We start from the raw sequence: 11,747 nt of genomic DNA on the forward strand, positions 1-11,747 counted from the left end.
AAACTCCTCAGAGTAATTCTTACGGGCCATGGTCCTGATCATCTCGCTTCCCCAGCCCAAGGCTGGAATCAGCGTGTCCAAGATTCAGGGTCAGGCCCCGTATGCCCACCGACGCCCTCATAGTCGGCGCGAGAGGTCAGGAGGCAGGGCCCGTAGGCCATCGGCCGATGGGCACTGCGACGAGCGAACTCTCCGCTACCCATCAGGGACAAGGCGTTGAAGTAGGCCGACAACTGCTCGTACGGCGCGTGAGCCTCGTGATACGGCTGGACCGACACCAAACCGCCATACTCCTCGTGCGCAGCACGCAGGCGCGGGATGGCGTCTGGCGCAAGCACAGTGTCCGCGTCGAGGAACAGGAGAAGATCGGCTCGCGTCGCGTCGGCACCAACGTGACAGGCCCACGCCTTGCCGGTCCAACCGGCCGGGACCTTCGTCACCACGATCGGCTCGGCTCCGCCGGACAACGCGGCCTCGAAGGTGCCGTCCGTGGAGCCATCATCGACGACGACGACCTCCGCAACCGCAGAGGGCGCACTGTGCAACGAAGCGAGAAGTTTCGGCAAGGTCGCGGCTTCGTTCCGCGCTGGAATCACCACGGCAACCTTGTCGGCAGCACTCACTGGTGCTACATCAGTGAGGCGGCGCAGATCAGCCAGTTGTCGAGCACCGACCGATGCACCCAGCAGCAACAGAGCCAGGAGTATCGCTGCGATCACTGTTGCGGTGCTTCCAGGAGTGTCAGCTGCAGAGGCATGCCACCGCTGGGGCGTACGGCAACGTCGGCCTGCGGACTCGGGCGGCTCCAATGGCGTGGGACTTCGACCCGGTATCTGGTGAGTATACGGCTCAGTACGATCGTCATTTCGCCGAGCGCGAAGTCTCGACCGATGCACAGCCGGGGTCCCGCGCCGAACGGCAGGTAATTGCTTCGCGGGGCCGGGTCATCCAGGAAGCGCTGCGGGTGGAACCGTTCGGCAGAAGGCCACGCGTCGGGGCGGCGGTGCAGTACCCAAGGGCTGATGATGGCGACGGTTCCGGCCGGGACATCCAGGCCGCCGATGACATCGGGTTGCCGCGACTTTCGCGAGATGACCCAGGCGGGCGGGTACAGGCGCAGGGATTCATCGATGACCGCACGTGTCCATGGCAACACCGCTGGCGTACCCGTCATCGGAATCGGACCTGCGTGCCGGGTGACTTCGTTGCGCACTCGGTCCTGCGCTCCTTGGTCCTCGGCGAGCAGCATCAGGGTCCAGGCCAGCGCCGCTGCCGCTGTTTCGTGTCCTGCGATGACCATGGTGACCAGTTCGTCACGGATCGCCTGGTCGGACAGTCCCCCTTCGATGAGCAGGCCGAGCAAGTCGTCGCCGTGAGAGCCGGCGGCCCGGCGCGTTTCGATCAGCTGGAGACACAGCACGTCCAGTCTACGTCGTGTCGATGACAACCGTCGATTCAGAGCAGACGGGACCCGCTCAGGGAGGACTGATTGTCCCCGCCGTACCACGAGTCGTGCCGCTGCACTCGACGCTTCAAGCAGCCGGTGCGCCTGTTCGGAAAGATCCGCTGAGAGAATCGCGTCACCGACGACGTTCAGCGCGATGCGTAGGCTCAGATCAGCAACATCGACGATCTGCGGGCCACGCATCAGCGGCACCTCGGTCGCCAGCATCCTGTCGGTCGCTTCCGCCACGTGCAGACCGAGGTTGTCCAGCCTCTGATGATGGAACGCCGGCGCGGCGAGGCGGCGATGCTCGATCCAATCCGGCTCGGCCGAGGCGAGCAACCCAGGACCAGTCACCCTGGCGAGAGCGCGGTACTGGATGGTGTCCTTGCTCCAGGTCCGGGCTGCTGTCTGCAACACCCGGCGGACATCGACAGGGTCGCTGATCAGCAGCGCCGGAGGGCCCGGCACCGGGAATGCGACCACGTCTCCGTACCGCTCACGAGCCGCACACAGGAAACCGAGCGGGTCGGCGCGAATCGACCAGAAGTCCCTCATCATCTCCCGAGTCGTGGGCCCTGGTGCGCCGACGTCCAACGGTCCTTGCAGCAATCTGGCGCTGAAAACAGTCACGGCGACCCACCCCACCGTCGAGCGTGCTGCCCCAGCCAACCCCACACGGCACAACTGCTCAAGATCAGCGCAAAGCCGAACGCAAGGTCCTCGATCGGTGCGTAGAACACGCGGCCGTCGCCAAACCAGGTCGCGCGCGCCCCCCCGAGAATCACGTCCTTGTCGTAGCGGACGATGCCGCGGCCGGTCAACCACGCGTTGGTCAGCAGCTGGAAGGCCAGGAGGACCCCACACGCCGTCCACCACGTATGCGACGAGGTCAGACGGGTGCGCAACAGCCAACGGTCGACGGAGATGGCCACGGCCGCCGCTGTGACGGCGAGCGCCGTATAGCTCATGGGCACCTTCCACTCTGCCGCGTGTTGTTGTCTTGGTGGCGGCGGTCGTGCACACGGCGCACGGCCTCGTAGGTCAAGATCGCAGCGATCGGAATCACGACGAAGAAGGCGATCTCTTCGAGCGGCAGACCAGCAACACGCCAAGGCAGGGTCTGATGGCGGTCGAAGCGCCAATGTCCGGCGTGGGTGGCCCAGACATCCCACAGCAGAAAGGGCGAGGCAGCCAAGACAATGGTCGCCATGAGGTGAGCCGGCTGGCGCAACACCTGTGACCGGAATGCGGGGTCCAACGGAAGTGTGCCTGCCAGACAGAACACCAGCATTGGCAGGTAGGAAAGGTGCTGCGGACTCATCGGGATCCCCGGCTGCCCGGCGTTGGTCGAGTGGGCCCCGCAGGGTGATCGACACCGCGTGATCGCACCGATAGTGGTGTCGGCAACGGACCGGTGGAGCGGTCGCCACGAACTGCTTTGAGAAGGATCTCGGCGCTGATGAGGCACATGGGCAGGCCGATGCCGGGAATGGTGCTGTGCCCCGCATAGAAGAGACCGGCGACCCGTCGCGACGTGTTGCGTCCACGGAGGAATGCCGACTGCCGAGCAGTGTGCGCCAAGCCGAGCGCGCCCCCGGACCACGCGTTCACGTCGTCGGCGAAATCCTGTGGGCCGATCGTGCGACGGACAACGATCCGGTCGGCGAGGTCAGGCACACTGGCCCAGCTGGCCACCTGACGAATGGCCGCATCCGCAACGCGTTCGACGGCGAGATCACTATCGCCGTCCACGCCGCCGCGTCCCATCCCGGTGTCGGCGGGCACGGGAATGAGCATGAACAGATTTTCGTGTCCTTCGGGTGCCGCCTCCGGGTCGCTGGCGGTGGACCGGCTCACGTAGATGGACGCCGGGTCTGGGATCGGCTCACCGGATCCGTGAATCACATCAAAATGTGCTTCCCAGTGACGCGTGAAGAAAAGCGAATGGTGAGCGAGCTGCGGCACCGTGCCGTGGATCCCGAGAAGTACGAGTACAGCTCCAGTGCCTGGATCATGCCGGGACCACCACGAAGGGGGACGACTGCGTGCGGCGGCTGTCAGAAGCTGCGTCTCGACGTGATGCAGGTCCGCTGCGCCGACGACGATGTCGGCATCCGTCGTTTCTTCGCCTTGTGCAGTGCGAAAACGCACCCCGGTCACCTCCGCCGCGCGGCGGTCTCCGCTCACCCACCGGCGCGGTCGGGACCTGGTGAGGATCTTCGTGGCACGAGACGAGGTGTGGACCCGGACTCCCTCTGTCTCCGCCAGTGCGGTCAACGACTCCACCAATTTCGTGAAGCCACCGCGGGGGTAGAACACACCGTCGACGAGGTCAAGGTGACTCATGAGGTGGTAGATGCTGGGTGCACGGGACGGCGACGTCCCGAGAAATACCGCGGGATAGCCGAGCACCTGGGCCAGGCGCTGGTCTTGGACGTAGCCTGCGATGAAGCGGTCTAGCGGTTGAACGAGCAACCGAGTCAACCGTCCCAGGCGACGGACCACATCAACGCGAAGCAACGGCAGCAGCGATTCGTACGTGGTGTAGAGAAAGCGCCGGATGGCCAAGTCGTACGTCGTGCGAGCAGACTCGAGGTAGGCGCTGAGCCGCTCGCCTGCCCCCGGTTCGACCCGATCGAACGCTGCCGAGACCGCCTCTTGTCCGGAGTGCACGTCCAGCGGCTGCGGGTCGTCCTCGAAGAACACCCGGTAGGCCGGATCCAACCGAATGAGTTCCAGTTGCTCTCCTGTAGTGGAGCCCAGGAGCTGGAAGAAGTGCTCGAAGACCTCGGGCATGAGGTACCAGGAAGGTCCGGTGTCGAAGCGGAATCCAGCGTGCGCCCACTGACCGACCCGGCCGCCGAGACTTGCGTTCTTCTCGTGCAGTTCCACGTCGAAGCCCTCGCGGGCCAACAGTGTGGCCGAGGCCAGCCCTGCGACTCCGCCACCGATGACGACCACCTTGCGGGGGCCGGTCATCGTGATCTCTGCCGGACACCGGCCATGAGACCCAATCTCAGTTTCGTAGGGCCGAGGACCCGTTCCCGTCGCTGCAGAAGTTGCTCAGCTGGCGTGTTGCGGAGCCGACTGGACAGTTCCATGAACACGGCGTGTGCAGCTGAGACAGCCCAACGGCTACTGTCGGGCAGCTGGAGGACGGCGCCTGCAGCGTGGTCCAGATCAGCGTCGATCTCGTCAAGCAGGCGGTGTTTGTCCATTTCGGTGAGATGTTGCGGATCGATGCCCGGGAAATAGCAGCGTCCACGTAGTAGGTAGTCCTCTCGCAGGTCACGCAGGAAGTTCACCTTCTGGAAGGCCGCGCCCAGTCGGCGTGCTCCGATCGCCAGTTCCTCGTAGGCGGCCACAGCATTCACATGCGAGACTGCCGTGGGCTTGACCGACGCGCCGTCCTGCCCGGGCGCCGCCAGGAAGACGCGCAAGCACATCAGGCCGACCACTTCTGCCGATCCGTACACGTAAGTCCTGAAGCTGTCGGCATCGTGCTTGCGCACCGACAGGTCGGTGCGCATCGACCCGAAGAAGGGGGAGATCAGCCTCGGCTCGATGCCGCATTCACGAGCGGTCGAGGCGAACGCGTGCACGATGAGGTTGGCGCTGTAGCCGTGGGCCAAGGCGTCCTCGGTGTCCGCCTGCAGTCGGTCCAGCAGAACACCAGCGTGCTGGGGAAAGCGCACGCCGGTTTTTCCGTCCACGACCTCGTCGGCGAGGCGCACCAGTGCGTAGATGTTGCGCACATGGTCGCGCACCGGTCGCCGCAGGAGTCGCGAGGCCATTCCGAAAGATGACGAGTAGACGCTGATCATGCGTGCAGCAGCATCCTGCGCCACCGAGTCGTAGACGCCTTGGTGGTAGGGGTCGTTCGTCGCTGTAGCTCTCGCGTCCCGGACTATCGATCGCGACCTCACGCTGCGTCACTTCGCATCATGCGCTGTGTGAGTCGGCCGATCTCGGTCAGAAGGGACGGTTCGAGACCCACATGTTCCGCGGTGTCCACGGCTTGTTTGAGATAGTCCTCGGCCAAGTCTTCGACATACCGTCGTGAACCGCAGGCCTCCAGCAGATCACGGACGGTCGCGGCGGCGGCGGCGGTGAGGGCGGGGTCCCCGAGGTGCGGAGAAATCCTGTCCCAGGCGCTGGTGGTTCGAGCGTGCGCGATCAACGCGGTCATCTTTCCCTCGCGCAGGTCACTGAGCACGCTCTTACCGGTCTCGGCCTCATCGCCGAAGACGCCGCGCAGGTCGTCGACCAGCTGGAATCCGATGCCCGCCAGCCGACCCACCACCGCCAGCTGATCCACGGTTCCCTGCGGGGCTCCGGCAAGTACCGCCCCTGCTAGCAGCGGCAGTCGAAACGAGTACCAAGCGGTCTTCTGCTCAGCGATCGCGAGGACTTGCTCCATGGTGACCGTGGAACGGCAGAGGCTTGTGACGACGTCGTCGAGCTCACCCGCCGCGCTGACCCGGACGGCATCGTCCAGAAGGGCCAGCAACTGGCGGGTCGTCTCCTGGCTGGCCTCACACATCGCGATCTGTTGTATGGCGCTCGCGAGCGCGAGATCCCCAGCCAGGACGCCGGCGGCCACCCCGAGTGTGACCGCACCATCCTCACTGGCGCCGCGAGCGCGGGCTCGCTCGGTGAAGAAGCCTGAGACATTGCTGGATCCGCGTCGCACCACGTCCCGGTCGATGACGTCGTCATGGATCACGAAGGCGGTGTGCAACAACTCCAAAGCCGCCCCCACCTCGCATACGAGCTCCATATCCTTTCCGCCGAAGCAGTCGTACGATGCGAAAAGTAGTGCGGGCCGCAGCTTCTTGCCACCACGTCCCGCGTGACCCAGTTGGCGCCACAGCTCCTGAGCGTCAGCGCTTTGGCCAACCGCTCGGCGCAGTCCCTCTCCGACGAAGCGGTCCAACTCGTCGCGGAGCCCGCCGCGGTAGGTGGTTGCCATCTCGGCGGCACGCCTCCCAGGGAATCGGTTCGCTGCTTCGCCTCTCTCCGGCTCGTGCAGTCTTCCAGACGCGCCGCTCGGGAGCTGCCCTTCCCTCATGACAAACTCCCCATGGCGTGTTGGACGGTAATGAACAGCACTACGCGGTCCAGATTCGGTCGAGGGACACGAAACCGTTGCGCATAGACTTCTTCCGCGTCGCGGACGGACTCGTGATCCGTCAGCACCCGAGTCGTCCCTTCCACCGTGCACCAACGGCGACCATCGACCTGACAAACCGACGCCCAAGCGACATCGGTTGAGGCGATGACGTTGCGTACCTTCCGCGATCGGCGAGAGGCGAGAATCCGAACTGTCCCGTTTTCCGGGTCAAGCACCGGCGCGACTGGCACGGTGTGGGGCCGGCCGTCAGCTGTCAATGTCGTCAGTGTCGCGAGGTGACGTTCCTCCCAGAACTCCTGGAGGGCAGGATTGTCCATCCCCAGCTGGTGCGAGTTTCTGCTCGGAGTGGCGTCGCCCATCGCACGGCCGGTATCTGCTTGGCTCATATTGGCGTCGGAGGGTAGTTGATCCCGAGACAGGAGGGTAGCGAGCAGATCCGCGTACGGCCCGGTAGTCATGTTTCTCTCCTCGGCGCGGGTCGCCGGGGGCCCCTTGCCAGGCCCGGCCAGATGTGACCACAGACCAAGGTTAGGAAGGCTGTCGAAGGTATGTCAAGTGTTTAGCAAGACGTTGTATAGTGCCTTCATGAGTTCTCCGGACCAGGGCGGCCTGCGGATTGGCGCGTTGAGCAGCCGCGTCGGGCTCTCCACCCACACCCTGCGCGCGTGGGAGAGCAGGTATGGCGTGCTGGACCCGACGCGATCAGCCGGCGGCTACCGGCTCTACTCACCCGCCGACGAGGCGCGTATCGAGCGGATGAAGAGGCTCCTGGCCGAGGGCCTCGCCCCGGCCCAGGCGGCCGAGGTCGTGCTGGCAGACCCGACCGGTGCCGCACCCCCGGTCACCGCGGTGCCCGCCTCGAGCACCGACCACCGAGACCACGTCGGGTTCGAGGGGGTGAAGGAGGACCTGCGCCGCGCCCTGGACGCCTTCGACGAGCCGGCAGCGCAAGCCGTGCTGGACCGCGCGCTCGGTGACCTCTCGCTGAACTCGGTGCTGCGCGGAGTCGTCGTGCCCTACCTGGCCGATCTCGGCGACCGCTGGGAACAGGGCACGGCCACCGTAGCGCAGGAGCACTTCGCCAGCAACGTCCTGCGGGGAAGGCTTGCCGGGCTGGCCCGGGGCTGGGGCGCCGGCGGCGGCCCGTCGGTGGTGCTGGCCTGTCCGCCCGGTGAGCTGCACGATCTCGCGCTGCTGGTGTTCGGCATCGTGCTGGCCCGCCGCGGTTGGGCCGTCACCTATCTCGGGACATCCACCCCGGTCGAGGAGTTGACCTCAGCGGTGCAGGCGACATCGCCCATACTGGTCGTCGTGGCGAGCACCGACCCGGCGCGGTTCGAGCACGTGGCCGCAGAGCTCGCTGCACTGGCCGGTCGCAGCACGCTGGCGCTGGCCGGTGCCGGCGCGACCGCCTCGCTGGCCGAGCGGCTGGGTGCCACGCTGCTCGACGGAGACCCGGTCACCCAAGCCGAGCTGGTCAAGGCAACAGGATGAAGGTGCTGGTGGCGGGAGCCACCGGCTTCGTCGGCCGGCGGCTCTGCCCGGCGCTGGCTGACGCGGGTCACGAGGTGATCGCGATGACCCGACACCCCGACGGCTACTCCGGGCCTGCGGTGCCGGTCCACGGGGACGTGCACGCGGCCGACACTCTGGAGCAGGCCATGAGTGGCTGCGACGCCGCCTACTACCTCGTGCATTCGTTGGACGCTCCCGACTTCGAGCGTAGGGACGCGGACGCGGCCCTGGCCTTCGGGGCGGCCGCCGGCGCAACGGGGTTGAAGCGGATCGTCTACCTCGGTGGACTCGGCGACGACACCGACGCACTGTCCGCGCACCTGCGCAGCCGGCGCGAGGTCGAGGGACTGCTCGAGGCCGGTGGTCTGCCGGTGGTTTCACTGCGTGCCGGGATCATCGTCGGCCACGGCGGCACGTCGTGGGAGCTGACCCGACAGCTGGTCGAGCACCTCCCCGTGATGGTGACCCCGAGGTGGGTTGTCACCCGCACGCAACCGATCTCCGTCGAGGACGTGATTCGCTACCTCGTGGCCTGTCTCGTGCTCCCGGCCGAGGGATCCCGGGCGTTCGACGTGGGAGGTCCTGAAGTCCTCCAGTACGCGACGATGCTGCGCCGAGTGGCCACGATCGAGCGCCGTCCGCTGGTGCTGCTGCCGGTCCCCCTGCTCAGCCCACGGCTGTCCTCCTGGTGGCTGGCCCTGGTCACGGACGTGGACGCCACGACCGGTCGAGCGCTGATCGACTCGATGAGCAACGAAGTGGTGGTCCGGGACGACGCCATCCGCGGGCTGGTGCCCTTCGAACCGCTGTCGTTCGACACGGCGGTACGGCGGGCCCTCCAAGAGCGTGCGCAGGAAGCGGGCGGACCGTGACGCGCCGTGGTGGAGGACCCCCGCGCGCGCCACGGTCTCGGCTGCGCGACCGCCTGCCGAAACCGCTGCTCGAACAAGCCCCGATGCCAGCCCCCGAGCCGCAACAGGTGCGCAGTTTCCGCCGTCGAGCCGTCGGCGCCACCGGGGTCGGCGGAGCGGCGCTACTGGCCAGCTCGATGACCAGCAGGCCTGGATCACGACGCTTCCTGGTGCTCACCATGACCACAGCAGCCACGTGGACCGCGGGAGCCTTCGTCTCGGGACCACTGCACCTGGGGTGGATCGAAGGCCGCGACAGCCAGCTCCGCCGGCCGGTGGTGACTCCGGTCGCCACGGGAGTCGGCGCCTTCGGGCTGTTCTACCTCGCCGCCCTGCTCGCGAGGCGAATCCCGATCCTGAACCGAGCCATCACCCGTGTCCTCAGGTATGCCGACGAGGGATCGGCTCCAGCCGTGCTGATAACCACGTGCGCCAACGGGGTGGCCGAAGAGCTGTTCTTCCGCGGGGCGCTGTACCAAGCCACGCGGGATGGTCATCCGGTGGCGGTCTCCAGCGCTGCCTATGTTGCGGCCACGGCCGCCACTCGCAATCCGGCGTTGACCCTCGCAGGCGCCGCCATGGGTGTCCTGTTCGGGTTCCAGCGCCGGGCGTCCGGCGGCGTGCAGGCGCCCATCCTGACCCACCTGACCTGGTCTGTGTTGATGCTGCGTCACCTGCCGCCCCTGTTCCGGCCGGCCGGCCGAAACCCGTGACCGACTTCTCCAACGCGCGTCGGTGGGCCATCCGGCCCGATCGGCGAGATGCGGCCCACTGCGGCCCACTGCGGCCCACTGCGGCCCGTTAGCATGAGCGCGAGCCACAACGAGGAGCAGATCATCGACGAACAGGGCCAAGACGCGGAGCTGACCATCGGTGATCTGTCCGTCCGCACCGGAGTGCCCCAGGCCACGCTGCGGACATGGGAGACACGTCATGGTGTTCCCGTGCCACGTCGCCTACGAGGGGGCCACCGACGCTACACCGATCGCGACGTCGAACTGGTGCAGGAGATCCTGCGCCGGCGAGCTGCCGGCCTCAACATGGAAGCTGCCGTCCAGTCGGCGCGCAGCACCGATGAGCACGTGGAGTCGTCGGTGTTCTCCGCGCTGCGGCACCGGCATCCGGAACTGCGTGCGCACGTCCTGCGCAAGTCCACCTTGTTGGCGCTGACGCGTGCTGTCGAAGACGAATGCTGCGCCCGTGCCGAGCAGCCGGCTCTCTTCGTCAGCTTCCAGCAACGCCGGTTCTACCGTCAGTCGCAGGCCCGCTGGCTGGAGCTTGCCCGAACCGCCAGCGCGGTCGTCGTCTTCGCCGACTTTCCCCGGCGCCCTGCCGGGAGCCGGTGGCCACTACAGGTGCCCGTCCCCACGACCGAGCCGATGCGCCGGGAGTGGGCCCTGGTCTGTGACTGCCCCGACTATCCGGCCGCCATCGCGGGCTGGGAGCAGCTCGGCCCAGAGCCCGCCGCAGACTCCGACCGACGATTCGAAACCGTCTGGACCGTCGACCCAGCCGCCGTCCGGGACGCCGCCCGTGCCTGCGTGGAGATGGCAACCAGGTTCGCCCCGCAATCTGCGGGCCGCCTGGGCGCGCTCCTCGCCGACACCCCAGCGCCCGCCTCTGCCGATCTGGCCCGTGCAGCCGGCCTGCTCGACCGCATGGTCTCCTACCTCGAGCGCAGCACCTGACGACCCTGCCGCAGCCGCCGGGGTGCTCGAGGCTCGACCTGGTGGCCGGGCAGGCGACCTTCACCGCGCAGCAGTCCGGCTGGTAATGCTTCGTCTCCATTGACACTTACTCGCAACGAATAGATTATTGTGTTCACGACGAACATATACTGGGCGACGTGGCGCGTTTGCCCAGACGGTCGACCCAGGCAGGCGGAAGGGTCCGATGAGCACCTCGAGCATTCCCAAGGGCGCGGCAGGGCTGCGCGCCAGTGACCAAGCGACCCGGCCGGCTGCGGGTGGTCCCGCGGCCAGGTTGGGCGGTGTAGCGGGTTGGTTCGATGACCGCACGGGCGGGGCCAAGGGTGTGCGGCACCTGATGCAGAAGGTCTTCCCCGACCACTGGTCGTTCATGCTCGGTGAGATCGCGATGTACTCGCTGATCATCCTGCTGGTCACCGGGACGTTCCTGTCCTTCTGGTTCGTGCCCAGCATGCACGAGGTCACCTACCACGGGTCCTACGCCCCGTTGCAGGACATCCAGATGAGCGAGGCCTACCGCTCCACGCTGGACATCTCCTTCGACATCCGTGGTGGCCTGCTGATCCGGCAGATCCACCACTGGTCGGCGCTGCTGTTCCTGGTGGCGATCACGGTGCACATGTTCCGGGTCTTCTTCACCGGTGCGTTCCGCAAGCCCCGTGAGCTGAACTGGGTCATCGGCGTCAGCCTGGCGTTCATGGCCACGATGGAGGGCTTCGCCGGGTACTCGCTGCCGGACGACCTGCTCTCCGGCACCGGCCTGCGCATCGCCGAGGGGTTCATGCAGTCCATCCCGGTGATCGGCAGCTACGTGCCGTTCCTGCTGTTCGGTGGGCCGTTCCCGGGTGAGGACATCGTCCCGCGGCTCTACATGATCCACATCCTGCTGCTGCCGGCGATCATCGTCGGCCTGTTCACGGCGCACATCCTGCTGGTCATGGTGCAAAAGCACACCCAGTACCCCGGACCGGGCCGCACCAACAGGAACGTGGTGGGCTACCCGTTGATGCCGGTCTACACCGCCAAGGCGG

General features: G+C 66.7%; 13 protein-coding genes. 5 read left to right on the top strand and 8 right to left on the bottom strand.

The genetic code is table 11. The annotated features are described in order from the left end of the window. Positions 1-68: 68 nt before the first annotated feature. From FRW57_RS10130 to FRW57_RS10165, 8 genes are all read right to left on the bottom strand, one after another. Positions 69-719 carry a glycosyltransferase family 2 protein gene (locus FRW57_RS10130; protein ID WP_162308297.1) on the bottom strand — a complete coding sequence of 217 codons (651 nt, stop codon included), beginning with the start codon at positions 717-719 and terminating at the stop codon, positions 69-71. After that, positions 716-2,005, bottom strand: coding sequence for a cytochrome P450 (locus tag FRW57_RS10135; RefSeq protein ID WP_137123559.1), 1,290 nt, complete (start codon positions 2,003-2,005; stop codon positions 716-718). Before FRW57_RS10135 ends, FRW57_RS10130 begins: the two co-directional genes overlap by 4 nt. A 68-nt stretch (positions 2,006-2,073) precedes the next feature. After that, positions 2,074-2,415: a lycopene cyclase domain-containing protein gene (locus tag FRW57_RS10140; RefSeq protein ID WP_137123558.1), complete on the bottom strand. Its 342-nt coding sequence runs from the start codon at positions 2,413-2,415 to the stop codon at positions 2,074-2,076. Continuing rightward, positions 2,412-2,768 (bottom strand): lycopene cyclase domain-containing protein, encoded by a 357-nt coding sequence (locus tag FRW57_RS10145; RefSeq protein WP_137123557.1) that lies wholly within the window; start codon positions 2,766-2,768, stop codon positions 2,412-2,414. Before FRW57_RS10145 ends, FRW57_RS10140 begins: the two co-directional genes overlap by 4 nt. Beyond that, complete coding sequence (crtI, locus tag FRW57_RS10150) at positions 2,765-4,426, bottom strand: phytoene desaturase family protein (protein WP_152185942.1); 1,662 nt, start codon at positions 4,424-4,426, stop codon at positions 2,765-2,767. The genes FRW57_RS10145 and crtI overlap by 4 nt, the downstream gene beginning before the upstream one ends. Beyond that, the gene (locus FRW57_RS10155; protein ID WP_137123565.1) at positions 4,423-5,271 is read right to left on the bottom strand and encodes a phytoene/squalene synthase family protein; all 849 of its coding nucleotides are present in this window, start codon (positions 5,269-5,271) and stop codon (positions 4,423-4,425) included. The genes crtI and FRW57_RS10155 overlap by 4 nt, the downstream gene beginning before the upstream one ends. A 98-nt stretch (positions 5,272-5,369) precedes the next feature. Next, on the bottom strand, positions 5,370-6,419 hold the full coding sequence (locus FRW57_RS10160; protein WP_162529330.1) for a polyprenyl synthetase family protein: 1,050 nt from the start codon (positions 6,417-6,419) through the stop codon (positions 5,370-5,372). 95 nt (positions 6,420-6,514) lie between these two features. Then, complete coding sequence (locus tag FRW57_RS10165) at positions 6,515-7,039, bottom strand: pyridoxamine 5'-phosphate oxidase family protein (protein ID WP_238999386.1); 525 nt, start codon at positions 7,037-7,039, stop codon at positions 6,515-6,517. 127 nt (positions 7,040-7,166) lie between these two features. Between FRW57_RS10165 and FRW57_RS10170 the strand changes: the two genes are divergently transcribed. The 5 genes from FRW57_RS10170 to FRW57_RS10190 all read left to right on the top strand — a co-directional run. Beyond that, positions 7,167-8,075, top strand: coding sequence for a MerR family transcriptional regulator (locus FRW57_RS10170; protein WP_162308295.1), 909 nt, complete (start codon positions 7,167-7,169; stop codon positions 8,073-8,075). Beyond that, positions 8,072-8,968: an NAD(P)H-binding protein gene (locus FRW57_RS10175; protein WP_137123543.1), complete on the top strand. Its 897-nt coding sequence runs from the start codon at positions 8,072-8,074 to the stop codon at positions 8,966-8,968. Before FRW57_RS10170 ends, FRW57_RS10175 begins: the two co-directional genes overlap by 4 nt. Before the next feature lie 83 nt (positions 8,969-9,051). Then, a complete protein-coding gene (locus FRW57_RS10180; protein ID WP_137123544.1) occupies positions 9,052-9,720 on the top strand; it encodes a CPBP family intramembrane glutamic endopeptidase in 669 nt (222 codons plus the stop codon). A gap of 93 nt (positions 9,721-9,813) precedes the next feature. Beyond that, the gene (locus tag FRW57_RS10185; RefSeq protein WP_162308296.1) at positions 9,814-10,695 is read left to right on the top strand and encodes a DICT sensory domain-containing protein; all 882 of its coding nucleotides are present in this window, start codon (positions 9,814-9,816) and stop codon (positions 10,693-10,695) included. A 205-nt stretch (positions 10,696-10,900) separates the two neighbouring features. Beyond that, positions 10,901-11,747: cytochrome b (locus FRW57_RS10190; RefSeq protein WP_162529331.1), on the top strand; the 847-nt coding region annotated here is incomplete at its 3' end.

It is taken from the genome of Segeticoccus rhizosphaerae (assembly GCF_009192725.1).
Taxonomy (GTDB): domain Bacteria; phylum Actinomycetota; class Actinomycetes; order Actinomycetales; family Dermatophilaceae; genus Segeticoccus; species Segeticoccus rhizosphaerae.